Here is a 24,036-nt window from a genome sequence, read left to right as displayed (position 1 = left end):
CCACGTCCTCGTGCCTCAGCCGAGCAGCGAGGCCAGCACCTTCGCGGCCTGCTCGGCGTCGGCGCGGCTGACGTCGAGGTGGGTGAGCAGCCGCACGCGCTGCGGCCCGACCGCGCCGATCCGCACGCCCTGCGTGGCAGCCGCGGCCACGACGTCCGGGGCGGACGGCACGTCGACCACCACGATGTTGGTCGGCACGGTCGCCGGGTCCACGCCGCACGCCTCGGCGATGAGGCGGGCGTGCTCGTGGTCCTCGGCCATCCGGTCGAGGTGGTGGTCCAGCGCGTGCAGCCCGGCCGCAGCGAGGACGCCGACCTGGCGCATACCGCCGCCCATCCGCTTGCGCCGCACCCGCGCCTCCTCGACCAGCTCGGCCGGGCCCGCGACGAGGGAGCCGATCGGCGCGCCGAGACCCTTGGACAGGCAGACCGACAGGGTGTCGGCGACGGCGCCGTACTCCGCCAGGGGCGTGCCGGTCGCGACGTGCGCGTTCCAGATGCGGGCCCCGTCGAGGTGCACGGCGCAGCCCACCGAGGTCGCCCAGGCGCGGAGGGCGCGCAGGTCCTCGATCGGGAGCACCGCCCCGCCGGCGAAGTTGTGGGTGTTCTCGACCGAGACGGCGGTGGTGCGCACGAAGTACATGCCCATGTCGGGGGCGTACATCTCGCGGATCGCGTCGAGGTCGACCTGGCCGTCCGGGTGCGACCAGGTGCGCGTGGTGATCCCGGTCAGGGCCCCGTGGGCGCCGAGCTCGGCCCGCACGATGTGCGCGCGCGACTCGCACAGCACCTCCTGGCCGGGTCGCACCAGGGCCGCGACCGCGAGCACGTTGGCCATCGACCCGGTCGGGGTGAACAGCGCGGCCTCCATGCCGAACATCGCCGCGACCCGCTCCTGGAGCTCGGTCACGGTCGGGTCCTCGCCGTACACGTCGTCGCCGACCTCCGCCCGGGCCATCGCAGCACGCATGGCCTCGGTCGGGCGGGTGACGGTGTCGGAGCGGAGGTCGATCACCGCTCGAGCGTAGCGATCACGCGATCGGGACCGTGAGCGGCGGCGACCAGCCCGAGATGCCCGCGCCGACGTTGCGGGTGCGGGCACGGACGAGGTAGCTGCCGCGGCGGCTGGGATCGAACAGCGCCGCCCGTCGTGCGGTCGCCCGGCGCAGCCAGGTCCACGTCGTCGAGCCTGCCCGCCGCACCTGTACGTCGAACCGCCGGTCGGCCGGCGTGCTGGTCCGGGCGGTCCAGCGCAGCCGCCAGCCGGTCGCGGCGGTCCCGGTGGCCCGCACCGGCACGCGCACCCGACCGGTCATCGACGGGTGCATCGAGCAGTGGTAGCCGAAGCTCCCGGCGTCGGGGAAGGTGACGACGTAGTCCCCGGACGCGCGCGCACCGGAGTCCCAGAACCCCTGGTTCGACGTGGTCGTGTGCAGCGCACGGAACGCCCAGGTCACGGTCTCGGACTGACCGACGGTCACCGTGGCCGGCGTGAACGAGAAGTCCTGCACCGAGACCACGGCGCTGGTCGCCGCGGCCGGGGTCCCCACGACCGCGACGACCAGGCCGAGGAACGGGCCGAGGAGCGGGACCATGGCAGCGGCGAGGCGCGGAGCACGGGGTGGCTTCATGCCCGACCCTACGGAGGTCCGGGCCCGAAGGTTCAGCGAGGCGACTCAGGCCTTGCGCAACATCTCCGCGACCAGGAAGGCCAGCTCGAGGGACTGCACCCGGTTGAGCCGGGGGTCGCACACCGACTCGTAGCGCTCGGAGAGGTCGATCTCGGCCAGCTCCTCGCCGCCGCCGACGCACTCGGTCACGTCGTCGCCGGTCAGCTCCATGTGCACGCCGCCGGGCCACGTGCCCAGGGACCGGTGCACGTCGAAGAAGCCCTGCACCTCGGTGATCACGTCGTCGAAGCGGCGGGTCTTGTAGCCCGAGGACGCCTCGTAGGTGTTGCCGTGCATCGGGTCGCAGACCCACGCGACCTGGACCCCGGCCGCCTTGACCTTCTCCACCAGCGGCGGCAGCAGGTCGTGGATCTTCTGCGCGCCCATGCGCGTGATGAAGGTGAGGCGCCCGGGCTCGTTGTCGGGGCTCAGCTTGGCGGCAAGGGCGATCGCGTCGTCGGCGGTCGTGGTCGGGCCGAGCTTGACGCCGATCGGGTTGCGGACGCGGCTGAGCAGCTCGACGTGCGCGCCGTCGAGCTGGCGGGTGCGCTCACCGATCCAGAGGAAGTGGCTGGACACGTCGTACGGCAGCTGGGTGCGGGAGTCGATGCGGGTCATCGCGTGCTCGTACTCGAGCACCAGGGCCTCGTGGCTGGAGTGCATCTCGACCCGGTGGAACTCGTCGGGGTCGGCGCCGATCGCCTGCATGAAGGTGAGCGCCCGGTCGATCTCGTTCGCGACCGCCTCGTAGCGCCGGCCGACCGCCGAGCTGAGCACGAAGTCTGTGTTCCAGGCGTGCACCTGGCGCAGGTCGGCGTAGCCGCCGGTCGTGAAGGCGCGCACGAGGTTCAGCGTCGCCGCCGAGGCGTGGTAGACCTCGACCAGCCGCTGCGGGTCGGGGATGCGCGACTCCGGGGTGAACTCGTAGCCGTTGACCGCGTCGCCCCGGTACGCCGGGAGCGTGACCTCCCCCTGACCCGGCAGAGTGCGGGTCTCGAGGTCGGAGGACCGCGGCTTGGCGTACTGTCCGGCGAACCGGCCGAGCTTGACCACCGGCACGGACGCGGCGTAGGTGAGCACCACCGCCATCTGCAGCAGCACCCGCAGCTTGTTGCGGATGTTGTCGGCGGTCACGCCCGCGAACGTCTCGGCACAGTCGCCACCCTGCAGCAGGAACGCCTCACCCCGGCTGACCGCGGCCAGTTTCTCCTTGAGCTCGTCGCACTCCCCCGCGAAGACCAGCGGCGGGAACGAGCGCAGCCGCGTCACCGCAGCGTCGACCGCCGCCTGGTCGGGGTAGCTCGGCTGCTGGGCAGCGCCGAGCGCATGCAGGTCGGCCAGGGCGGGGACGGACGTCGGGGTGGGGTCGTGCACCGGGCAATCCTACGTCCCCGGGCGCGGCGCCCCGGTCACGTTCCACCGTCGGGCGACCCGTCGGGCGGCCCCTCGCCCGACCCGCCGGTGCCGATGATGTGCAGCCGCTCGAGCAGGTCCAGCGCCACCTCGGCGTACGGGTTGCCGGCCACGGTGTCGCGCACGAGGTCCCACTCGACCTGCTCGCGCAGCGCCCGGGCCGTCGGCAGGACGGCCGCCAGGTCGCAGTAGCGCTCACCGAGCACCGCGAACTTCTGCGCCACGACGTCGGTCGCCGAGAGCACCGGCATCCACACCGACAGCACCTCGACGTCCGTGGCGCGCTCCAGCGCGGGGCCGACGGCCGGGGAGCCGGCCGCCCGGAAGAGCACGTCGACCATCGCTCCGTCGGTGAAGACCTTGAACAGCCAGTCCTCCGGGGGATGGACGATCCGCAGGTCCTTCTCCGCGAGCAGCCCGGCCACCTTGTCGGCGTCGTCCGGGTCGACCAGGAAGTCCACGTCATGGTCGGGCTCCGGCCCGCCCCGGGCCCACGCTGCATAGCCGCCCGCGAGCGCGAACGGCAGCCCGGTCTCCTTCAGCGCGGTCGCGACGCGCTTCAGCGCCTCGCGCAGGCACTCCTGGTCGTCTCCCATGGCGGCCCGTTACCCAATCCCTGCCCGAACTCTCCGCCGGGCCGTCAGCACCGGCGGCGTGCATGCCCGCGGGTCGTCGGGGAACGGCGAACGCGATGCGTGTGGCCACGTTCAACATCCTCCACGGGCGCTGTCCGGACGACGACGAGGTGCATGTCGACCGGTTCGCCCGCGCTGTCGCGGCGCTCGACGCCGACGTGCTCGCGCTGCAGGAGGTCGACCGCAACCAGGCCCGGTCCCGCAACGCCGACCTCACCAGCATCGCGGCGGACGCCATGGGAGCGCCCCACCACCGGTTCGTCGCGGCCCTCTCGGGCAGCCCCGGCTCGACCTGGCTGGCCGCGACCGGCGACGAGCAGCCCGACGACGCGGCGTACGGCGTCGCGCTGCTCAGCCGGCACCCGCTCTCGGCCTGGCAGGTGGTCCGGCTGCCGCCCGTGCCGACACCGGTGCCGATGCGCTTCGGCGGGCGGCTGCTGCCGACCTGGGTCCGCGACGAGCCCCGGGTCGCGGTCGCGGCCGACGTCGCGACGTCGGCCGGACCGGTCACCGCGGTCACCACGCACCTGTCGTTCGTGCCGTGGTGGAACCGGCGTCAGCTGAGGCTGCTGGTGCGGGCCCTGGCCCACCGGCGGCGGCCCCTGCTGCTCACCGGGGACCTCAACATGGACGCCGGCGCGGCAGCCTCGGTGAGCGGCCTGCGGCCGCTGGCCGACCACCCGACGTTCCCGGCCGACCGGCCGCGCGAGCAGCTGGACCACGTGCTGGTCGACGGCAGCCTGGACGTCCGGTCCTCGCACGCCGTGCGGCTGCCGGTCTCCGACCACCGCGCGCTGTACGTCGACCTGGCGGTCGAGCCTGCCGTCGACCCCGCCTGATCAGCCGAAGAAGACCTCGGCCTCGGCGTACTGCTCGGGCTGGACCAGCTTGAGCTCACCCGTGCCCTCGATCAGCGGCACCCGGACGATGTCGGTGCCCCGGAGCGCCATCATCGTGCCGAAGTCGCCGTCGCGGACCGCGGCGATCGCGTGCAGCCCGAAGCGGGTCGCCAGCCACCGGTCGAACGCGGTCGGAGTGCCGCCGCGCTGGATGTGGCCGAGGACGACCGCGCGGGCCTCCTTGCCGGTGCGGGCCTCGATCTCGGTGGCCAGCCGCTCGCCGATGCCGCCGAGGCGGACGTGCCCGAAGGCGTCCTTCTCGCCGGAGACCAGGGTCATGTCGCCGCCCTCGACCGGGATGGCTCCCTCGGAGACGACCATGATCACGGCGTACTTGCTCTCGAAGCGCTGCATGACGTGCTTGCAGACCTGCTCGATGTCGAACGGGCGCTCGGGGATCAGCACCACGTTGGCGCCACCGGCGATGCCGGAGTGCAGGGCGATCCAGCCGGCGTGCCGGCCCATCACCTCGACGACCAGCACGCGGTGGTGGGACTCCGCGGTGGTGTGCAGCCGGTCGATCGCCTCCATCGCGATGTTCACCGCGGTGTCGAAGCCGAAGGTGAAGTCGGTGCCGGAGAGGTCGTTGTCGATGGTCTTCGGCACGCCGACCACGTTGACGCCGAGGTCGTGCAGCTTCGTCGCGACGCCCAGGGTGTCCTCGCCGCCGATCGCGATCAGCGCGTCGACGCCGGCCTCGGCGAGGTTGGTCTTGATCTGCTCGACCCCGCCCTCGAGCTTGAAGGGGTTGGTGCGCGACGAGCCGAGGATCGTCCCGCCGCGGGGCAGGATGCCGCGGACCTCGGGAATGCCGAGCGGCATGGTGAGCCCCTCCAGCGGCCCCTTCCAGCCGTCGCGGAACCCGACGAACTCGTAGCCGAACTCCTGGACGCCTCGGCGGACGACCGCCCGGATGACGGCGTTCAGGCCTGGGCAGTCTCCCCCGCCGGTGAGCACTCCGACACGCATCTGCGCACTCCTCAATTGGATCGTTAAAGTGACCGAGCCCACCCTAGTCACGGTCGGTACCCTCGCGCCATGACCTTCTCGATCGTCGGGCACGGACACGACGCGCGCGGCGAGGCCGCGTGGGGTGTCGCCGTCGCCTCGAAGTTCCTCGCCGTGGGCAACGCGGTGCCGGCCGCGGTCGCCGGCGTCGGCGCCCTCGCGACCCAGGCCGACGCCAACGTCGCCTGGAAGGGCATCGGCCTCTCGCTCCTCGACGAGGGCGCGACCGCCTCCGTGGCGGTCCAGCGGATGATCGAGGAGGACGACAAGCGCGACCACCGCCAGCTCGGGATGGTCGACGGCGAGGGCGGCGCCGCGACGTACACCGGCACGGCCTGCCTGGACTGGGCCGGCGGCCTCGCCGAGGACGGTCCCGAGGGCGGCGGCGGGGTGGCGATCCAGGGCAACGTCCTCGCCGGCCCCGAGGTGGTCGATGAGATGAAGCGCGCGTGGGACGCCGCCGCGGGCGAGCCGCTCGGGCGCCGCCTGCTCGCCGCGCTGGCGGCCGGTGACGCCGCCGGTGGCGATCGGCGCGGCCGGCAGTCGGCCGCCCTGCTGGTGGTGTCCGACGGCGCCGGGTACGCCGGTCTCGACGACGTCGCGGTCGACCTCCGCGTGGACGACCACCCCGACCCGGTGAGCGAGCTGGGCCGGCTGCTGGACCTCAACGACTTCTACCTGACCGCCTCGACCGAGGACGAGAAGGTCCCGGTCACCGCCGAGCTGGCGGCCGAGCTCGACGAGCGGGCGCGCGCGGCCGGTCACCGCGACCTCGCGGCATGGGTGGGCACCGAGAACTACGAGATGCGCGTCGCCGAGGACGGCAGCTGGATCGACCGCAAGGTGCTGGACCTCCTCCGCGGCCAACACTGAAAACGCCAGCGGGCGCGGCGCCGGCGGCCCTAGGGTCCGGGAGCAAATCCCCTCCCAGGATGGACCCGCACCCATGTTGATCTCCCGCACCGCCAGCTTCGGCATCGGCGCCGTGACGGCGCTCGTCATCGGCTCCGGCACGGCGTACGCCGCGACCGGCGGCACCTTCGTCCTCGGCAAGTCCAACGTCGCCGGCAAGACCACGACCCTGACCACCAAGAAGGGCTCCGCCCTCGCCCTGAACGCCCCCGTCGGCGCACCGCCGCTGCGGGTGAACCGCAGCATCAAGGTGCCCGACCTGAACGCCGACCTGCTCGACGGCATGGACCAGAGCGACTTCGCGCTGGCGTCGGGCAGCGTGCGGGCGTACGACGTCCCGGGTGTCGCCTACGACTTCAACGGCAACACCAAGCCGGACGCGATCATCGCCGCCGCGAGCTGCCCGCGGGGCACCCAGCGCACCGGCGGGGGCGTGACCGACAAGACCAGCACCGGCATCTTCGTGTCGAGCGCGCCCGATCCGAAGGTCGCCAACTCCTGGGCCGCCGCCGTGCTGATCGACGAGGCCACGACGGAGAACCCGGCGAGCCTCACCGTCACGATCGTCTGCTACAGCCCGCGGGGCAACCCGATCGCCGGGTACCGCACCGGCGACCTGTCGGTCGCACCGTCAGCCGACCTGAAGGCGGTGCTCGCGGCGAAGGTCGCCGCGCGGCGCTAGTGACCGGGCTCGGGGGCCCCTGACAGGATGCCGGGCATGAGCGCCCGCAGCATCCTCGCCATCGACGCCGGCACCACCGGGGTGACGACCGTCGTCGTCACCCCGGACGGTGCCATCGCCGCACGGGGGTACCAGGAGTTCGCCCAGCACTTCCCCGAGCCCGGCTGGGTCGAGCACTCCCCCGAGGAGATCTGGCAGGCCACGCTCGAGTCGGCGCGTGACTGCCTCAAGGCGTGGTCAGGCGACGCGGCCGACCTGGCGGGGATCGGCATCACCAACCAGCGCGAGACCGTGCTGCTCTGGGACCGCGAGACCCTCGGCTCCCCTCGCCGCGCGATCGTCTGGCAGGACCGGCGCACCGCGGAGATCTGCGACCGGCTCAAGGGCGCCGGCCACGAGCCACGCGTCGCTGAGCTGACCGGGCTGCGCCTCGACCCGTACTTCTCCGGCACCAAGCTGGCCTGGCTGGCCGAGCACGAGCCGCACACCTGGGCGCTCGTCGAGTCCGGTCGGTACGCCGTCGGCACGGTCGACTCCTACCTGGTCGCCCGGATGTCGCGCGGCACCTGGCACGTCACCGACGTCTCCAACGCGTCGCGCACGTTGCTGTTCGACCTCGAGCAGGGGGGCTGGTCCGACGAGCTGTGCGACCTGTTCGGGGTGCCTCGCGACGCGCTGCCCGAGGTGGTCGACAACTGGGGCGAGCTGGCCCGCACCGACCCGCGCAGCTTCCTCGACCTCGACCTGCCGGTGGCAGGCATCGCGGGCGACCAGCAGTCCGCTCTGTTCGGCCAGACCTGCTTCGACGAGGGCGACTCCAAGTGCACCTACGGCACGGGGTCGTTCATCCTCACCAACACCGGCGCGCAGGTGGTGCGCTCCGACGCAGGGCTGCTGTCGACGGCGGCGTGGCGGGACCCGTCCGGGACGCTCACCTACGCCCTCGAGGGCGCGATCTTCGTGACCGGCGCCGCGGTCCAGTGGCTGCGCGACGGGCTGCAGATCGTCGGGACCGCCGCCGAGACCGCCGCGATCGCGGCGACCGTCGAGTCGACCGACGGGGTGGTGTTCGTGCCGGCGCTCACCGGCCTCGGGGCGCCGCACTGGGACCCGCACGCCCGCGGCACGATCCTCGGCCTCACCCGCGGCACGACCCGCGCCCACCTCGTCCGGGCGACGCTCGAGGCGATCGCCTTCGAGGTGCGCGACGTGATCGAGACGGTCACGCCGCAGACCGCGCTGGCGACGATGAAGGTCGACGGAGGCGCGGCGGCCAATGACCTCCTCTGCCAGCTCCAGGCCGACCTGCTCGGCGTACCGGTCGAGCGGCCGCGGATCGTCGAGACCACCGCCCTGGGCGCCGCGTTCATGGCCGGCCTGGGCACGGGTGTGTGGGACTCCACCGACGACCTGCGCTCCTCGTGGCAGCTCGACCGCAGCTTCACCCCGGACCCGTCCGCCGCCGACCGGATGGCCGCCGCCTACGCGCTGTGGCAGAAGGGCGTCGAGCGAGCCAAGGGCTGGGCGTAGGTTTCGGCAGGCTCAACCCCCCGAGCGCCCAACCCCCCGGGCGCCCAACCCCCCGGGCGCCCAACCCCTGGTCGCTCAGCCACCGGGCAGGTCGGCGAGCGCCTGGCGGGCGGACGCCAGCTCGGCCTCGGCCTCGTGCAGCGCGGCCGCTGCCTCCTCCTGGGCCGCCTCGGCGTCCTCGAGATCCTCGTCGACCGCGTCCACGTCCTCCTCCAGGCCGGCGAGCCGGCGGCGCAGCTCGTCGATCTCGCCCTGGAGCTGGAGCCGGCGGGCGTGCAGGTTCTTGACGTTCGACTCGACGTGGGCGAGCTCTTCGCGGGCCTCCTCCACCCCTCGGGTCGCCTCCTCGACCGCGTCCTGCGCGGCTTCGCGCCGGACCCGGTCGTCCTCGGGCACGAGGCGCAGCGAGGGGGCCTCCCGCTCGGTGGCCCGTGCCCGGTGCGCGACGTCGGGACCAAGGGCCTCGGGCACCGCGCACACCACCTCGACGTCGATCTCGGAGATCCCGGTGGGGGTGAACGCCGTCAGCAGCAGGCCGCTGCGCACCACCTGGGCGGCCACGGGGTCGAGCATCGCCGCGGTCAGGACGCCCTCGACCTGGTCGAGGACCGCCGTGGTCAGCCGCACGTCGTGCTCGCGTGCCAGCTCGCGGGTCGTCTCGGCGAGCGCGTTCGTGAGCTGGCGACGCTGGCGGGTGAGCGTGCGCAGCTCGTCGCCCGCCATCGACTCCGCGGCGGCGCGCAGCGACGCGCCCAGGGTGAGCACCTGGTCGATCTGCGCCGACTCCCTCCGGACCAGAAGGTTGACCGCCCAGGCCGCGACCGAGGGCTTCTTCAGCGCCTTGACCCGGGCCGCGAGCTCCTTGTCTCCGGCCGCCTTCGCGGCGGCGTCCCGGGCGCCGGTGAAGGCTCCGAGCGGCTCGGCGTAGAGCCCGTCGGCGACCTCGAGCAGCTCCTCGGTGGTCATCGCCGCGGCCCGCTCACGGCACCCGCTCCGGCGCCAGCTCGTCCAGCAGCGCCTGCACGGCCTGGCGGCACGCCTCCGCCCGGATCTCCGCGCGGTCACCGTGCAGCGACAGCCGGTGGACCTGGACGCCGCGCGGGCCGGCGACGCCGACGTACACCGTGCCGACCGGCTTGTCGTCCTGCCGCTCCGGCCCGGCGACCCCGGTCGTGGAGACCGCCCAGTCGCTGCGCAGCAGCGTGCGGACCCCACCGGCCAGCTGGGACGCACAGTCGGCGGAGACGACCTGGGCCGCGGTCACGCCGAGGAGGTCACGCTTGACCCGGGTGGCGTAGCTGACCACACCGCCCACGTACGTCGCCGACGCGCCCGGCGTGCCGCTGAGCAGGTCGGACAGGCCGCCGCCCGTGATCGACTCGGCACACGCCACCGTCTCGCCGCGAGCCAGCAGCTCCTGGTGGAGGCGGCCGGCGAGCTCACGAGTGTCCACAGACCAGAGGTTAGTGTCTGCCGACATGGCGCCGACTCGCGAGCACACGCCGATCGAGGACTACGCCACGATCGGCGACGGCCACACCGTGGCCCTGGTGGGACGCGACGGATCGATCGACTGGATGTGCCTGCCGCGGTTCGACTCCCCCTCCTGCTTCACGCGGATCCTGGGCGACCCGGACTCCAGCCACTGGCTCCTCGGCGTGCGCAGCGAGGACGTCGAGGGCGAGCTCACCGTCGAGCGCCGGTACGTCGAGGACACCAACGTGCTGCAGACGACGTACTCGACGGACGCGGGCGAGGTCCGGGTCACCGACTTCATGCCCACCGGCGACCACCGGCACGACGTGGTCCGGCGGGTCGAGGGCCTGCGCGGACGGCTGCCGGTCCGCCACGAGCTCGTGATCCGCTTCGACTACGGGGCGATCCGACCCTGGGTCCACCGGGAGCAGGTGGACGGGCTCGAGGCGATCATCGCGGTGGCCGGTCCCGACAAGCTCGTGCTCACCGGTGCCCGGCTCCCGCGGGCCGGGGACGGCCGCCACGAGGACGACCTCGAGGTCGGCGAGGGCGACTGCCTGGACTTCACGCTCACCTGGGTGCGCTCGCACCGGCCCGCACCCGCGCCCGGCGACGTCGACGCGCTGCTCCGGCGGACCCTCGAGGGCCAGCGACGCTGGGCCGAGCAGTGCGAGTACGCCGGACCGTTCCGTGCCGAGGTCGTGCGCAGCCTGCTCGTCCTCCACGGGCTCACCCACGAGGACACCGGTGGGATCGTCGCCGCACCGACGACCTCGCTGCCCGAGGACTTCGGCGGCGAGCGCAACTGGGACTACCGCTACTCCTGGCTGCGGGACGCCGCGCTCACGGTCGAGGCGGTGATCGGGACCAAGAACGCCAGCGTGGCCGAGCCGTGGCGGGCCTGGCTGCTGCGCTCGATCGCGGGCGACCCGGAGGACCTCCAGGTCGTCTACCGCGTCGACGGCGCGCGGCACCTGGCCGAGCAGGAGCTCGACGGCCTCGCGGGGTACGCCGGCTCGCGACCCGTGCGGATCGGCAACGGCGCGGTCGACCAGCGCCAGACCGACGTGGTCGGCGAGGTGCTGTGCGCGCTCGCCGCCGCCCGCGACGCAGGCCTGCCGGAGACGCCCGACAGCTGGAGCCTGCAGTCCACCTTGACCGAGAACCTGGCCGCGACCTGGCAGCGCGCCGACCGCGGCATCTGGGAGATCCGCGGCCCGCTCCAGCACTTCACGCACAGCCGGGTGATGGTCTGGGCCGCGTTCGACCGGATGGTCCGGGCCGTCGAGACCCACGGCCTCGAGGGACCGGTGGACCGGTGGCGCGACCTCCGCACCCAGGTGCGCGACGAGATCCTGGCGCACGGCGTGGACGACCGCCGCGGGTGCTTCACCCAGCACTACGACACCACCGAGGTCGACGCCGCCCTGCTGCTGCTCCCGGCCGTCGGCTTCGTCGCGGGCGACGACCCACGGATGCTCGCCACGATCGAGGCGGTCGAGCAGGACCTGCTGCGCGACGGCCTGGTGCTGCGCTACCGCACGACCAGCGGCGTCGACGGGCTCTCCGGCGAGGAGAACCCCTTCCTGGCCTGCTCGTTCTGGCTGGTCTCGGCGTACGCGTGGGCCGGACGGCACGACGACGCGACCGCGCTGATGGAGCGGCTGGTGGGCCTGGCCAACGACGTCGGCCTGCTCAGCGAGGAGTACGACGCCCGGCGCAGCCGGATGGCCGGCAACTTCCCGCAGGCGTTCTCGCACCTCGCCCTGGTCCACGCGGCGAGGACGCTGGCGGACACGAGGCCGTGAGCGGCGCCGGCGGGCCGTGACCCGGAGCCGTGCTGAGGCGTTTTCCCGGGGGACGAGCCGGTCGCGCTGACTTCCGCCGACCAGCGGTCCAGTCGGGACGCCCAGCGGTCCAGTCCACCAATTCGTCACAAGGCCGACAATGTGAATGCAGAAACTCCGCACATTTGGGAGGAACCATGGACGAGACGGACACCGGCACCACGACCGGACCCGAAGCCCTCTCGGCGGAGGCGGCCCGACGTCAGGCCGAGCTGCGACGGGCGCAGGCGCGAGCACAGTTCGACACGCCGTCCTGGCTCGGCCCGGCGCGCGACCTCGACAGCGCGCCGCAGATCCCGGCCCAGCCGGGGCCGCTCGACGCGCTCGACGACGACGACTTCGAGGACGAGGTCGCGATCGCCGTACCGACGCCCTCGACGCACCCCATCCCGGACGTCGCCCACTGGTCGGAGAAGGCTGCCCCACGATTCCTCGCGGGCACGGTCCTGCTGCTCTCGCTGGCGGGCGTCCTCGGCTTCCTGGTCGCCACGATCCTCACCCAGTCGGTGGTGTCGATCGCCGGCCTGGCGGCGTGCGCGTTCGTCGCCGTGGTCTTCCGCGGTGCGCTGATGAGCGCCGGCGTGACCACGGTCGACCTCAAGGGATCGATCATGCGGGTCCGCAAGGGCGGTGTGCTGGACGTCGTGAACCTCGCCGACCCCGTGCACCTCGTGGAGCTGCTCGGCACGCCCGACCAGCCCTCCTGGCGGCTGCACCTCGAAGCGATCGACGGCCGCACCATCGAGATCGGGCCGTCGGAGGTCGATGCCGCCGAGGTGCACCGGATCGTGCAGTACTACCGCGCGATCGCCGAGCGCGACCGGCGCGACCGCGAGCGCAGGTTCAACCGCTGACGGGGCCGTCGCCCGCCAGGGCGGCGCGCCGCTGACGCACGGCGTCGCGGGCGAACTCCAGGCCCGAGGTGACCGTGAGCACCAGGGCGACAGCCATCAGCAGCGCGGCGGCCCACCAGACGACGTCACCGGGCGCGTCCCAGGAGCCGGTGAGGTCCTTGAACGGCGCCACGAAGCCGCCCAGGGCGAGCGCCTGGGCCAGGGTCTTGATCTTGCCGCTCCGACTCGCCGCCATCACCACCTGGCGGGCGATGGACAGGCGCGCGATCGTGACCGACCACTCCCGGACGAGCACGACGATCGTGACCCACCACCACAGCGCGCCGATCAGCGAGAGCCCGATGAACGCCATCCCCGTGATCGCCTTGTCGGCGATCGGGTCGGCGATCTTGCCGAAGTTCGTGATCAGGTTGTGCTTGCGCGCGATGTCGCCGTCGATCTTGTCGGTGATCATGGCCACGACGAACAGGCCGTAGGCCAGCCAGCGCCACCCCTGGCTGTCGCCGCCGTCGTGCAGCAGCGCCCAGCCGAAGACGGGCACCATCGCGATCCGCAGGGCGGTGAGGGCGTTCGGGACGTTCCAGATGCTGGCCGAGGAAGCAGCACCCGCCGTGGACTCGGCGCTCTCCTGCTGATCGCTCATCGGGTCCTCTCGGTCAGTGCCGGGCCGGCGGCTCGTCGGCGGACCCGGTCGGCGCAGCCACGGGGCTCGCGACCAGGTCGACACCCTCGGTGGCGACCACGACGGCCTCGATCATGTCACCCACCCGGGCACCGTCCGGCACCGCGGTCAGGGTGGTGCAGCCGTCGACCTCGGGGCCCTGACAGGCCGCCCGGCCCTCCATCGCCCCGTCGTCCAGCGTCTCGAGCAGCACCTCGACCCGCTCCCCGATCCGCTCCTCCGCGCGCTGGGCGGTGAGCTGCTCCACGAGACCGCTGAGGTGCTCGACCCGCTCCTCGATCTCGTCGGCGCTCAGCTTGTCGGCGTACGACGCGGCCTCGGTGCCGTCCTCGTCGGAGTAGCCGAAGACGCCGACGGCGTCGAGCCGGGCCTCGGAGACGAACGCGCACAGGGTCTCGAAGTCGGACTCGGTCTCGCCCGGGAAGCCGACGATGAAGTTGGACCGCACGCCCGCGGCCGGCGCCTGCCGTCGGACGTCGGCGAGCAGACCCAGGAACGACTCGGGGTCGCCGAACCGGCGCATCCGGCGCAGCACCGTGGCGGAGGCGTGCTGGAAGGACAGGTCGAAGTAGTCCGCGACGCCGGGGGTGGACGCGATCGCCGTGACCAGGCCCGGACGCGTCTCGGCGGGCTGCAGGTAGGAGACCCGCACGCGGCTCACCCCCTCGATCGCCGCCAGCTCGGGGAGCAAGGTCTCCAGCAGCCGGATGTCGCCGAGGTCCTTGCCGTAGGACGTGGAGTTCTCCGACACGAGGAACAGCTCGCGGACGCCCTCGGACGCCAGCCAGCGAGCCTCGGCGAGCACGTCGGACGGGCGCCGCGAGACGAACGACCCGCGGAAGCTCGGGATCGCGCAGAACGCGCAGCGACGGTCGCACCCGGAGGCCAGCTTGAGCGGGGCCATCGGGCCGCCGTCGAGCCGGCGGCGCACAGTCCGGGGACCCGTCGCCGGCGCGCCCGCGCCGATGGACTCCAGACCGTGGCCCGGGACGACGACGTCCGAGGCCCGGCGGTCGACCGGCGTGATCGGCAGCAGCGTGCGGCGGTCGGTCGGGGTGTGGGCGGCGTGCCGCTCCCCCGCGAGGATGCCGCGGAGGCGCTCGGCGATGTCGGGGTAGTCGTCGAAGCCGAGCACGGCGTCGGCCTCGGGCATCGAGGTGGCCAGGTCGGCGCCGTACCGCTCGGCGAGGCAACCGACGGCGACGACCGACCGGGTGACGCCGTCGTCCTTGAGGTCGGCGGCGGCCAGCAAGGTGTCGACCGAGTCCTTCTTGGCGGCCTCGACGAAGCCGCAGGTGTTCACCACGACCGTCTCTGCGTCGGCGGGGTCGTCGACCAGCAGGAAGCCGCCGGCCTCGAGCTGACCGGCGAGCTCCTCGGAGTCCACCTCGTTGCGGGCGCAGCCGAGCGTCACCATCGCGACGGTGTGGCGGGGGGAGGCGGCGGTAGTCATGACCCAGCGAGTATGACGGTCGGGCCCGTACGCCGCGAAATGCGGCGTACGGGCCCGACCGGGTGAGTCAGCTCGCGGCCTTGGCGAACTTGGTCGTGTAGGTCTTCGACAGGTCGATGTCGTCCTTCTTGGCCTTCACCGTCTCGCTGAAGGTTCCGAGCACGTCGAGCACCGTCTCCGGGCCGCCGTCGGGCATCACGCCGTCGGTGGTGAACATCGGCGAGGAGTCCTTGATCGACTGCGTGTAGAGGTCAGGGTTGCCGGCGGCGTAGTCCTTCGGCATCTTCGCCGCGATCTGGCTCGCGTCGTGGGTGGAGATCCAGCCGAGGGTCTTCACGAACGCGTCGACCACCTTCTGGACGGTCTCCGGGTTCTTCTGCACGTAGCCGCAGTCCATGTACATGGAGGCCGCGGGGTACAGCCCACCGAGGGCCGCCTTGGTGCCCTCCTCGGTGCGCATGTCGATCATCACCTTGCCGAGCCCCTGCGACGTCACCGTGGCGATCGTCGGGTCGGTCGTCATGCCGGCGTCGATGCCACCGTTCTGCAGCGCCGCGGTGAAGGTCGAGCCGGCGCCTGCCGCGACGGTCGTGTAGTCGGCCGTCTCGACGCCGTTCTTCTTGGCCAGGTACTGGGTCAGGTAGTCGGTCGAGGAGCCCGGCGAGGTGACCCCCAGCTTCCGGCCCTTGAAGTCCGCTGCCGAGGTGAGCTTCGAAGCAGCCTTGGTGGAGACCACCTCGGCCTCGCCCGGCACCTTGGCGAGCTGGACGACGCTCTCGACGCACTTGCCCTGCGCCTGCAGCGTGATCGAGTGGTCGTAGAACCCGACCACGCCTTCCACCTGGCCGGCCAGCAGGACGTTCTCGGCCGACGCGCCCGACGGCTCGGTGAGCAGCTTGACGTTCACGCCCGCGTCCTTGAAGTAGCCGAGCTGCTGGGTGAGCATCGCCGGCAGGTAGATCACCTTGTCGATCCCGCCGACCATGATCCGCACGGTCGGGGTCTTCGAGGCGTCGCCGGCGCTGTCGCTGTTGCTGCTCCGGCAACCGGCGAGGCCGGCCGCCGCAACGACGCTGAGGACGGCCGCTGCGGTGCGGAGGCTGTTCTTCTTCATGGGTGTTCTCTTCCTTCGGGGTGAGGGCGGTGCGGGTGGGTAGGGGTCAGATGCCGGCGGCGGCCGAGCTGCTCTGCTGCGGACGCCATCGGGTGAGCCGGGTCTCGAGCTTGGTGATCAGCCACTCGGCGACCAGCGCGACGGCGGTGATGATCAACATCCCGGCGTAGATGCCAGCGGCGTCGAAGTTGCCCTGGGACCGCGAGATCAGCAGCCCCATGCCCCGGTCGGCGCCGACGACCTCCCCGACGACCGCACCGATCAGCGCGAAGCCGAAGGCCACGTGCATGCTGGCGAGGATCCAGGAGGTGGCGCTGGGCAGGATGATGGTCCGCATCAGGTCCCACCGCGAGGCACCCAGGATCCGGGCGTTGTCGACCAGCACGCGGTCGACCTCGCGGGCGCCCTGGAAGGCGTTGAAGAAGACCGCGAAGAACACCAGGACGAAGGCAGTCGCCACCTTGCTGGTCATGCCGAGGCCGAACCAGATCACGAAGAGGGACGCGAGCACGATCCGCGGGATCGCGTTGGTGCCCTTGATGAAGGGAGCCAGCACCTCAGCCAGGAACCGGCTGCGGCCCAGCACCACGCCGAGCACGACGCCGGCGAGCGTGCCGATCGCGAACCCGAGCACGGCCTCCTCGAGCGTGACCTCGATGTTGGCCCAGATGCTGCCCTGCGAGGTGCCGTTCGTGAACCAGTCGACCAGGCGCTCCCAGATCCGGCTGGGCATCGAGTAGTAGAACGGGTCGATCACGGTGCGGGCGGACAGCTCCCAGGAGCCGAGCCAGACGACGACCAGGACGAGTCGGACGGCGTTGACCAGCCAGGCGGAGCTGCCGCTGCGCCCGCGCAGGAACCGGTACGCCGAGCGGCGGGCGGTGACGTTCTCGGACGTGGCGTCGACCTGGGTCGACGCGACGTTGGCGACATCAAGCGACACGGGAGGCTCCTCGGGCTCGGGTGATCTCGACCTCTTCGCGGAGGCTGTTCCAGACGTTGCGGTAGATCTCGGTGAACTCCGGGGTCAGCCGGATCTCCTCGACCTTGCGGGGACGGGGAAGGTCGATCGGGACGGTCTCCTTGACGGTGCCGGGACCGGCGGTCATCACCACGACGCGGTCGGCCAGGCTGATCGCCTCGGTGAGGTCGTGGGTGATGAACACGACCGCGGCGCCGGTGCCGGACCACAGGTCGAGCAGCTCGTCCTGCATGTGCTCCCGGGTCTGCACGTCGAGGGCGCCGAACGGCTCGTCGAGCAGCAGGATCGACGGCTCGCCGATCAGCGACTGCGCCATCGCGACGCGCTTGCGCATGCCGCCGGACAGCTGGTGCGGGTAGCGGTCCTCGAAGCCGGCGAGACCGACCCGCTGGATCCAGTCACGCGCCCGGGCGTGGGCCTCCTGCTTGGCCACCTTGTGGTAGCGGAGCCCGAGGGCGACGTTGTCCAGCACGCTCTTCCACGGCAGCACCGCGTCGGTCTGGAACATGTAGCCGATGCCGTCGGGGATCGCGGTGACCGGTCGACCGTGGACCTCGACGGTGCCGGCCGACGCCGGCTCCAGGCCGGACACCAGGGAGAGCGTCGTCGACTTGCCGCACCCGGTGGGCCCGACGATCGTGACGAACTCCCCGGGGGCGACGTCGAGGGTGACGTCGGTGATGGCGGTGAACGGCGCGCCGCTGCGGGTCGCGAACCTCTTGGTCGCGCCGCGCAGCGAGATCGCCGGAACGGGGGTGAGTGGGGTCATGGGCGGCGACGCTAGGTGCCTATGACGTGCGTCACTACCCTTGCGCGCATTGCGCCGCCAGTGCTCACAAGTTGCGTTCTGCGCATTCTGCTCAGGGCGGCTCCCGGCCCTGTTTCCGGCCTAGGGTGGGCGGGTGTCCGCGCCTGCTCACCCCGACCCGCCGCGCCGGCCGCGGCTGCGGCTGGGGTCGCGGATCGCGGTGCTGACCGCCCTGCTGCTGAGCCTGGTCGTGCTGCTCGTGACCGTCGCCGCGGTCGCCGTGCTCCGCCGCGACCTGACCGAGCAGTACGAGCAGCGGGCCCTCGCCGTCGCCCGGTCCGTGGCGCAGCTGCCGGGCCTGGCGACGGCGGTCACCACCACCAAGCCGACTCCCTCCGGTCCGGTCGAGCGCCAGGCGGAGGCGGTACGCCGCGCCACCGGCGCGCTCTACGTCGTGGTCACCGACGACCAGGGCATCCGGTTCAGCCACCCGACCCGGTCGCGCATCGGGGAGCGGGTCTCGACCAGCCCCGAGGAGGCGCTCTCCGGCCGCGAGGTCGTGGCGGTCGAGCGCGGCACCCTCGGCCGCTCCGCACGCGGCAAGGTCCCCTTGCGCGACGCGGCCGGCACCGTCGTCGGCGAGGTGAGTGTCGGGATCGACATCGCGGCGATCGACGAGAAGACACGCGCCCTCGCCCTCACCCTCGGGCTGATCGCGCTGGTGCCGCTCGCGCTCGGCATCCTCGGGGCGATCAGCATGGGCCGCCGGCTGCGCCGCTCCACCCTCGGCCTCGAGCCCGAGCAGATGGCCGACCTGGTCCGCGAGCACGAGGCGGTGCTCCACGGCGTGACCGACGGCATCCTGGCGGTGGACAACGCCGGGCGGGTCACGGTCACGAACCCGCAGGCGGTGCGGCTCCTCGGGTCCGTGCCGCGCCGCGGCGAGGTCCTCGGCGAGGCGACCACCGACCCGGCCGTGGTGGAGCTCATGACGCAGGAGCCGGCGCCGCGCGGAGAGCTGCGCATCGTCGCGGACCGGGCCGTGCTCGCCACCCGGCTGCCCGTGCAGCGCGACGGCCGCGACCTGGGCGAGGTGCTCATCCTCCGCGACCGGAGCGACCTCGACAGCCTCGCCCGCGAGCTCGAGGCGACCCGGGCCCTCACCGACGCGCTGCGCGCCCAGGCGCACGAGCACACCAACCGGCTGCACGCCCTCGCCGGCCTGCTGCACCGCGGTCACGTGCCCGAGGCGCTCGCCTACCTCGAGGAGCTCTCCGGCTCGACCACCTGGGTCTCCGGCGTCGACGACCCGTACCTGGCCGGCGTCCTCGCCGCGAAGGCCGCCGCCGCGTCGGAGTCGGCCGTGACCCTCGAGGTGGCCCCCGAGACCTTCGTCGACGGCCGCCTGCGTCGCCCGCTCGACACCGTCACCGTCGTGGCGAACCTGCTCGACAACGCCGTGCGGGCCGCGGCGACCGGGTCGCGCCATCCGGCCCGCGTGGAGGTGACGCTCGTGTCCGACGGTGCGGACCTCGTCGTGCACGTGCGCGACACGGGCGACGGCGTGCCGCCCGGGGCGGTGGGCGCGGTCTTCGACCACGGCTGGACGAGCAAGGAGGAGGAGTCCGACGGCCACGGTCTCGGCCTCGCGCTCGCCCGGCACACGGCGCGCGCCACAGGCGGCGACATCGTGCTCGTCGACCAGGGCGGTCCGCCGCCCGCCGCGCACGGAGCGGTGTTCGAGGCCCGCCTGCGCGGGGCTGTCGAGGCGGTCGCACGGGAGGCGGCGCGGTGAGCCGGGCGATCCGCGTGCTCGTCGTCGAGGACGACTTCAGGGTCGCGCGACTGCACTCCGAGCTGGCGGCGACCGTCGAGGGCGTCGAGGTGGTCGGCGTCGCGCACACGGCCGCCGAGGCACTCGCGCTCGCCGGATCCGAGCATCCCGACCTGGTGCTGCTGGACGAGTACCTCCCCGACGAGCGCGGCACCTCCCTGATCCGCCGGCTCGACGCCGCGGTGATGCTGATCAGCGCCGAGAACGACGGCGCGGTGATCCGGCGAGCCGTGGCCGCAGGTGCCGTCAACGTGATCCTCAAGCCGTTCGCCCCACCGGTGCTCACGCAGCGGCTCGCGGCGTTCCGCCGGTTCTGGCACTCCTTGGAGGCCGGTCAAGCCGACCAGCGGGCCGTCGACCGGGCACTCGCCGTGCTCCGCGAGGGCGACTCCCCCGCCGGCGCCATGCCGAAGGGCCGCTCCGCGGTGACGGCCGACGCCGTGCGCGACGTCCTGCTGGGGGCCGCCGACGCGCTCACCGCCCAGGAGGTCGCAGACGCGACCGGCGTCTCCCGCGCGACCGCGCAGCGCTACCTGGCCGACCTCGTCTCCGCGGGCCGGGTCGAGCTGGGCCTGCGCTACGGGTCGACCGGTCGACCCGAGCACCGCTACACCTGGCGCGGATAGCGCGACCGACGGCCGGAAAACACGCCGGAACGCACTCCCCGGAGCCCTCCGTTCCCTTACCCTGACTTCCGAAGGAACGGTGAGGGAGATGGCCGTGCGAGCCCAGCGACCCGCGGTCGTCCTGTGGAGCCTGACCGCTCTGCTCGTGCTCGTGCACGTCATCTGGCCGTCCGGTCTCGTCGGCAACACGACGTACCTCTCGGTCATCATCGCCGGCCCGCTGGTCGCCGCTCTCGGCACCCGCGCGGCGCCGCCGGGCCGGAGACGGGTGCCGCTGCTGATCACGGTCGGCCTGGCGTCGTCGGCGGCCGGCGACGTGACCTGGACGACGTACTCCCTCACCGGGCACGAGCCGGACGCGTCGTGGGCCGACGTCGGCTACTACGGTGCCTACGTCTTCCTGGTGGCGGCGCTCCTGACGATCGTGCTGGCCCGGCGGCAGGACGCCCGCAGGATCAACATCGACGCCGCGGTCGACCTGGTGACCGTCGTCGTGGTCAGCGTGCTGCTCCTCTGGAGCGTCGCCGTGCGCTCCATCGTGATCGACACCTCGGTCCCGGTGAACACGCGGCTGGTCCTGGGCGGCTACCCGCTGCTGGACGCGGTCCTGCTCGCCCTGGTGCTCCGGATGCTGTCGGTGCGTGAGCACCGCGAGGCCCTGGGCGTGCGCTTCGCCGTCGGCATCGGCTGCTGGCTGGCGTCCGACTTCGGGTACATGCTGCCGTGGACGTCGACGCTGTTCTCGGCCGTCCTCGACTCCGGCTGGATGGTCGGCGGCATGCTGATGGCGACCTCCACCTGGCGACGGCCCGGCCCCACCTCGGCCTCCGCGACGGCCGTGCCCGCCGGCGCGACCCGCACCCAGCTCGGCCAGCTCGGTCTCGCGGTGCTCCCGCTGCTGGTGCCCCCGGTGCTGCTGGTCGCCGCCGACGTGCAGGGCCGGCAGGTCGACGCGAGCGAGGGCGTGGTCGCGATGCTCGTCGTCGTCGCGATCACGGTCCTGCGGGTGTGGCGGCTGCTGGTCGCCGAGACCCACATGCGTCGCGACCTGGCCGTGGCGCGCGACGCCGCGCTCGCCGCCTCGCGTGCCAAGTCGGAGTTCCTGGCCACGATGAGCCACGAGATCCGCACCCCGATGAACGGCGTGATCGGCCTCAACGAGCTGCTGCTGACCACGACCCTGGACGAGCGCCAGCGGCGGTACGCCGAAGGCGTCCGGACCGCAGGACAGGGGCTCCTCGCGGTGATCAACGAGATCCTGGACTTCTCCAAGATCGAGTCGGGACACCTCGAGCTCGAGGAGATCGACTTCGACGTCGTCGACCTGGTCGAGAGCGTCGCCGAGATCGTCGCCGAGCCTGCTCTCGCCAAGGGCCTCGAGCTGCTCGCGTTCTGCTCGCCCGAGGTCCCCAGCGGTCTTCGCGGCGACCCGTCCCGGATCCGGCAGGTGCTGCTGAACCTCGCCGGCAACGCCGTGAAGTTCACGGCGACCGGTGAGGTGGTGCTCCGGGTGACCCTCGACGACCGGACCGGCGACCGCTGCGTGGTGCGCTTCGAGGTCAGCGACACCGGGATCGGACTCGCCCCCGACGACGTCGGGAGGCTCTTCGAGCCGTTCACGCAGGCCGACTCCTCGACCACCCGCAAGTACGGCGGCACGGGGCTCGGGCTGTCGATCAGCCGGCGCCTGGTCGACGCGATGGGCGGTCAGCTCGGGGTGCAGAGCTCCGCCGGCGCGGGAAGCACCTTCTGGTGCACCCTCCCCCTCGAGGTCGGCCGGGAGCCGAAGGTCACGGTCGCGCGCCCCACGTCCTCCTCGCTCGACGGCCTGCGCGTCCTCGTCGTCGACGACAACGCCACCAACCGGACGATCCTGCACGACCAGCTCCAGCACTGGGGGATGTCCGTGGACGTCGTCGACGGGGCCGAGGGGGCCCTGGAGGCGCTGGAAGGGGCTGCCCGCGCCGGACAGCCCTACGACCTCGGCGTGCTCGACCTGTGCATGCCCGGCATGGACGGACTCGAGCTGGCACGACGGATCAGCGCCGAGCCGTCACTGGCGGGCCTGCCGGTCGTGCTGATGACCTCGGGTCCGACCGTCACCGAGGCCGAGACGCGTGCGGCCTCGATCTCCGCCGCCCTGACCAAGCCGGTCCTGATGTCGCGGATGCGGCTCACCCTGGAGGGTGTCGTCGGCGAACAGGCTCCGGACGAGCCGGCGGTCGTGCCGGAGCCCGTGAGCGGCGGGTCGCGCGGGGTCGTGCTCGTGGTCGACGACAGCGACGTGAACCAGCTCGTCGCCGCGGGCCTGCTGGCCCACCTCGGCTACACCGCCGAGGTGGTCGACGACGGGCGACAGGCGGTCGAGATCGCCGGCCGGCAGGCCTTCGACCTGATCCTGATGGACGTGCAGATGCCGGAGATGGACGGCTACGAGGCGACGCGCGAGATCCGCCGCAACGAGAAGGCGGGACAGCGCACGCCGATCGTCGCCATGACCGCGACGGTGACCGACGGCGAGCGGGAGCGCTGCGTGGCGGCCGGGATGGACGACTACCTCGCCAAGCCGATGCAGAAGGCGGACGTGCTCGCCGTGCTGGAGCGATGGGTTCCCACCGGCTGAGGTCCTGGGTGCTGCACGTCGACCTCGACGAGTTCCTCGCGGCCGTCGAGGTGCTGCGGCGTCCCGAGCTGGCCGGCCTGCCGGTGGTCGTCGGCGGGCGGGGCGACCCCACCGAGCGCGGGGTGGTCTCGACGGCGTCGTACGCCGCCCGCACGTTCGGGATCCGGTCGGGGATGCCGCTGCGGACGGCCGCGCGCCGGTGCCCGGACGCGGTCTTCCTGCCCGTGGACCGGCCGGTCTACGAGGCCGCGTCCGAGCAGGTGATGGCGACGCTCCGGGCCGTTCCGGGAGCGACCGTGGAGGTCCTCGGCTGGGACGAGGCGTTCGTCGGCCTCGAGACCGACGACCCGGAGGCGGCCGCCCGACGGATCCAGGCCGACGTGCTCGCGGCGACCGGGCTGCACTGCTCGGTCGGGATCGGCGACACCACCACCCGGGCGAAGATCGCGACCGACCTCGGCAAGCCCCGCGGCGTCGCGACGCTGACCCGCGACACCTGGCTCGCCGTGATGGGCGACCGGCCGACGACCGCGGTCTGGGGCATCGGCTCCCGGGTCGCGGCGCGCCTGGCGGCGCTGGGCATCCACACGGTCCGCGAGCTCGCTGCCGTCGACCCGCAGGCGCTCGTCGGCGAGTTCGGTCCGGCCATGGGCCCGCACTACGCGCGGCTCGGCCGCGGCGGCGGGCGGGCGACCGTCGACGACACCCCGTGGGTGGCGCGGGCGCACGGTCGCGAGACGACGTACCAGGCCGACCTGACCTCACCCGAGGAGGTCGAGACCGCCGTCCGCGAGCTCGCCGCCCAGGTCGTCGCGGACATCGACCGGGAGGGACGTGCGTGCGCGCGGGTGCACCTGAAGGTGCGGTTCGCGCCGTTCTTCACCGTGCACCGCAGCCGCAAGCTCGACGCGCCGACCTCCGACGTCGACGAGATCGCCGGAGCCGCCCTGGCGCTGCTCCACCGGCTCGAGGACGACCGTCCGATCAGGCTCCTGGGCGTGCGTGCGGAGATGGTGCCGCCCGACGGGGGCTACTGAGCGAACGGCGGA

22 protein-coding genes are annotated in these 24,036 nt (G+C 72.8%); 10 read left to right on the top strand and 12 right to left on the bottom strand.

Annotation, left to right across the window (positions count from 1 at the left end; translation table 11 throughout):
* Positions 1–15: 15 nt before the first annotated feature.
* Genes EFL26_RS07105 through EFL26_RS07090 form a run of 4 tightly spaced genes read right to left on the bottom strand, consistent with a single transcriptional unit; the run spans position 16 to position 3,678 of the window.
* Positions 16–1,014, bottom strand: a complete 999-nt coding sequence (locus EFL26_RS07105) for a threonine aldolase family protein (protein WP_123222183.1) — start codon at positions 1,012–1,014, stop codon at positions 16–18.
* Between the two features lie 16 nt (positions 1,015–1,030).
* Positions 1,031–1,630: a cupredoxin domain-containing protein gene (locus EFL26_RS07100; RefSeq protein ID WP_148046655.1), complete on the bottom strand. Its 600-nt coding sequence runs from the start codon at positions 1,628–1,630 to the stop codon at positions 1,031–1,033.
* Between the two features lie 45 nt (positions 1,631–1,675).
* Positions 1,676–3,043 carry a class II 3-deoxy-7-phosphoheptulonate synthase gene (locus EFL26_RS07095; RefSeq protein ID WP_123222181.1) on the bottom strand — a complete coding sequence of 456 codons (1,368 nt, stop codon included), beginning with the start codon at positions 3,041–3,043 and terminating at the stop codon, positions 1,676–1,678.
* A gap of 35 nt (positions 3,044–3,078) precedes the next feature.
* A complete protein-coding gene (locus EFL26_RS07090; protein ID WP_123222180.1) occupies positions 3,079–3,678 on the bottom strand; it encodes a nucleotidyltransferase family protein in 600 nt (199 codons plus the stop codon).
* Between the two features lie 95 nt (positions 3,679–3,773).
* Here EFL26_RS07090 and EFL26_RS07085 point away from each other — a divergent pair, with 95 nt between their 5' ends.
* Positions 3,774–4,556 (top strand): endonuclease/exonuclease/phosphatase family protein, encoded by a 783-nt coding sequence (locus tag EFL26_RS07085; protein ID WP_123222179.1) that lies wholly within the window; start codon positions 3,774–3,776, stop codon positions 4,554–4,556.
* On the opposite strand, the gene EFL26_RS07080 is transcribed toward EFL26_RS07085, so the two are convergent.
* A complete protein-coding gene (locus EFL26_RS07080) occupies positions 4,557–5,585 on the bottom strand; it encodes a 6-phosphofructokinase (protein ID WP_123222178.1) in 1,029 nt (342 codons plus the stop codon). It abuts the gene before it with no gap.
* Between the two features lie 69 nt (positions 5,586–5,654).
* On the opposite strand from EFL26_RS07080, the gene EFL26_RS07075 reads away from it, so the two are divergent.
* The 3 genes from EFL26_RS07075 (at position 5,655) to glpK (ending at position 8,748) form a co-directional block, all read left to right on the top strand.
* Positions 5,655–6,497, top strand: coding sequence for a DUF1028 domain-containing protein (locus EFL26_RS07075; protein WP_123222177.1), 843 nt, complete (start codon positions 5,655–5,657; stop codon positions 6,495–6,497).
* Between the two features lie 73 nt (positions 6,498–6,570).
* Positions 6,571–7,218 (top strand): hypothetical protein, encoded by a 648-nt coding sequence (locus EFL26_RS07070; RefSeq protein ID WP_123222176.1) that lies wholly within the window; start codon positions 6,571–6,573, stop codon positions 7,216–7,218.
* Between the two features lie 36 nt (positions 7,219–7,254).
* Positions 7,255–8,748, top strand: a complete 1,494-nt coding sequence (gene glpK / locus EFL26_RS07065) for a glycerol kinase GlpK (protein WP_123222175.1) — start codon at positions 7,255–7,257, stop codon at positions 8,746–8,748.
* 75 nt (positions 8,749–8,823) lie between these two features.
* Here glpK and EFL26_RS07060 read toward each other — a convergent pair whose 3' ends face one another.
* Both EFL26_RS07060 and EFL26_RS07055 read right to left on the bottom strand, forming a co-directional pair.
* Positions 8,824–9,714: a hypothetical protein gene (locus EFL26_RS07060; RefSeq protein WP_123222174.1), complete on the bottom strand. Its 891-nt coding sequence runs from the start codon at positions 9,712–9,714 to the stop codon at positions 8,824–8,826.
* A gap of 13 nt (positions 9,715–9,727) precedes the next feature.
* A complete protein-coding gene (locus EFL26_RS07055; RefSeq protein ID WP_246000059.1) occupies positions 9,728–10,201 on the bottom strand; it encodes a CinA family protein in 474 nt (157 codons plus the stop codon).
* Positions 10,202–10,226: 25 nt separating this feature from the next.
* Between EFL26_RS07055 and EFL26_RS07050 the strand changes: the two genes are divergently transcribed.
* The gene (locus EFL26_RS07050; RefSeq protein WP_123222172.1) at positions 10,227–12,032 is read left to right on the top strand and encodes a glycoside hydrolase family 15 protein; all 1,806 of its coding nucleotides are present in this window, start codon (positions 10,227–10,229) and stop codon (positions 12,030–12,032) included.
* 176 nt (positions 12,033–12,208) lie between these two features.
* Complete coding sequence (locus EFL26_RS07045; protein WP_123222171.1) at positions 12,209–12,925, top strand: hypothetical protein; 717 nt, start codon at positions 12,209–12,211, stop codon at positions 12,923–12,925.
* Here the strand turns inward: EFL26_RS07045 and pgsA are convergent.
* The 5 genes from pgsA to EFL26_RS07020 form a co-directional block, all read right to left on the bottom strand.
* Positions 12,915–13,568, bottom strand: coding sequence for a CDP-diacylglycerol--glycerol-3-phosphate 3-phosphatidyltransferase (pgsA, locus tag EFL26_RS07040; protein ID WP_123222435.1), 654 nt, complete (start codon positions 13,566–13,568; stop codon positions 12,915–12,917). The two genes, EFL26_RS07045 and pgsA, sit on opposite strands and share 11 nt — an antisense overlap.
* Positions 13,569–13,581: 13 nt before the next feature.
* Positions 13,582–15,060 carry a 30S ribosomal protein S12 methylthiotransferase RimO gene (gene rimO / locus EFL26_RS07035; protein WP_123222170.1) on the bottom strand — a complete coding sequence of 493 codons (1,479 nt, stop codon included), beginning with the start codon at positions 15,058–15,060 and terminating at the stop codon, positions 13,582–13,584.
* 67 nt (positions 15,061–15,127) lie between these two features.
* Complete coding sequence (locus EFL26_RS07030; RefSeq protein ID WP_123222169.1) at positions 15,128–16,174, bottom strand: ABC transporter substrate-binding protein; 1,047 nt, start codon at positions 16,172–16,174, stop codon at positions 15,128–15,130.
* 46 nt (positions 16,175–16,220) lie between these two features.
* Entirely contained in the window at positions 16,221–17,117 is an 897-nt protein-coding gene (locus EFL26_RS07025; protein WP_221176863.1) for an ABC transporter permease, read from the bottom strand.
* Positions 17,107–17,925, bottom strand: a complete 819-nt coding sequence (locus tag EFL26_RS07020; RefSeq protein WP_123222168.1) for an ABC transporter ATP-binding protein — start codon at positions 17,923–17,925, stop codon at positions 17,107–17,109. The genes EFL26_RS07025 and EFL26_RS07020 overlap by 11 nt, the downstream gene beginning before the upstream one ends.
* A 133-nt stretch (positions 17,926–18,058) precedes the next feature.
* Here EFL26_RS07020 and EFL26_RS07015 point away from each other — a divergent pair, with 133 nt between their 5' ends.
* The 4 genes from EFL26_RS07015 (at position 18,059) to EFL26_RS07000 (ending at position 24,024) form a co-directional block, all read left to right on the top strand.
* Complete coding sequence (locus tag EFL26_RS07015; RefSeq protein WP_123222167.1) at positions 18,059–19,699, top strand: sensor histidine kinase; 1,641 nt, start codon at positions 18,059–18,061, stop codon at positions 19,697–19,699.
* On the top strand, positions 19,696–20,364 hold the full coding sequence (locus EFL26_RS07010; RefSeq protein ID WP_221176862.1) for a response regulator: 669 nt from the start codon (positions 19,696–19,698) through the stop codon (positions 20,362–20,364). Before EFL26_RS07015 ends, EFL26_RS07010 begins: the two co-directional genes overlap by 4 nt.
* An 88-nt stretch (positions 20,365–20,452) precedes the next feature.
* On the top strand, positions 20,453–22,987 hold the full coding sequence (locus EFL26_RS07005) for a hybrid sensor histidine kinase/response regulator (protein ID WP_123222166.1): 2,535 nt from the start codon (positions 20,453–20,455) through the stop codon (positions 22,985–22,987).
* A complete protein-coding gene (locus tag EFL26_RS07000) occupies positions 22,969–24,024 on the top strand; it encodes a DNA polymerase IV (protein WP_183408072.1) in 1,056 nt (351 codons plus the stop codon). The genes EFL26_RS07005 and EFL26_RS07000 overlap by 19 nt, the downstream gene beginning before the upstream one ends.
* The last annotated feature ends 12 nt before the right edge of the window (positions 24,025–24,036 follow it).

Source organism: Nocardioides pocheonensis, assembly GCF_003725535.1.
Lineage (GTDB): Bacteria > Actinomycetota > Actinomycetes > Propionibacteriales > Nocardioidaceae > Marmoricola > Marmoricola pocheonensis.
Note: the sequence above shows the minus strand (reverse complement) of the source record. Positions and strands in the feature narration are given on the sequence as shown.

Excerpts from the sequence above, each read along its gene's own strand:
- pgsA (WP_123222435.1), bottom strand. The coding sequence starts at position 13,568 with ATGAGCGATCAGCAGGAGAGCGCCGAGTCCACGGCGGGTGCTGCTTCC.
- EFL26_RS07085 (WP_123222179.1), top strand. The coding sequence starts at position 3,774 with ATGCGTGTGGCCACGTTCAACATCCTCCACGGGCGCTGTCCGGACGAC.
- EFL26_RS07050 (WP_123222172.1), top strand. The coding sequence starts at position 10,227 with ATGGCGCCGACTCGCGAGCACACGCCGATCGAGGACTACGCCACGATC.
- EFL26_RS07005 (WP_123222166.1), top strand. The coding sequence starts at position 20,453 with ATGGCCGTGCGAGCCCAGCGACCCGCGGTCGTCCTGTGGAGCCTGACC.
- EFL26_RS07090 (WP_123222180.1), bottom strand. The coding sequence starts at position 3,678 with ATGGGAGACGACCAGGAGTGCCTGCGCGAGGCGCTGAAGCGCGTCGCG.
- rimO (WP_123222170.1), bottom strand. The coding sequence starts at position 15,060 with ATGACTACCGCCGCCTCCCCCCGCCACACCGTCGCGATGGTGACGCTC.
- glpK (WP_123222175.1), top strand. The coding sequence starts at position 7,255 with ATGAGCGCCCGCAGCATCCTCGCCATCGACGCCGGCACCACCGGGGTG.
- EFL26_RS07030 (WP_123222169.1), bottom strand. The coding sequence starts at position 16,174 with ATGAAGAAGAACAGCCTCCGCACCGCAGCGGCCGTCCTCAGCGTCGTT.
- EFL26_RS07075 (WP_123222177.1), top strand. The coding sequence starts at position 5,655 with ATGACCTTCTCGATCGTCGGGCACGGACACGACGCGCGCGGCGAGGCC.
- EFL26_RS07000 (WP_183408072.1), top strand. The coding sequence starts at position 22,969 with ATGGGTTCCCACCGGCTGAGGTCCTGGGTGCTGCACGTCGACCTCGAC.
- EFL26_RS07080 (WP_123222178.1), bottom strand. The coding sequence starts at position 5,585 with ATGCGTGTCGGAGTGCTCACCGGCGGGGGAGACTGCCCAGGCCTGAAC.
- EFL26_RS07020 (WP_123222168.1), bottom strand. The coding sequence starts at position 17,925 with ATGACCCCACTCACCCCCGTTCCGGCGATCTCGCTGCGCGGCGCGACC.
- EFL26_RS07070 (WP_123222176.1), top strand. The coding sequence starts at position 6,571 with ATGTTGATCTCCCGCACCGCCAGCTTCGGCATCGGCGCCGTGACGGCG.
- EFL26_RS07045 (WP_123222171.1), top strand. The coding sequence starts at position 12,209 with ATGGACGAGACGGACACCGGCACCACGACCGGACCCGAAGCCCTCTCG.
- EFL26_RS07060 (WP_123222174.1), bottom strand. The coding sequence starts at position 9,714 with ATGACCACCGAGGAGCTGCTCGAGGTCGCCGACGGGCTCTACGCCGAG.
- EFL26_RS07100 (WP_148046655.1), bottom strand. The coding sequence starts at position 1,630 with ATGAAGCCACCCCGTGCTCCGCGCCTCGCCGCTGCCATGGTCCCGCTC.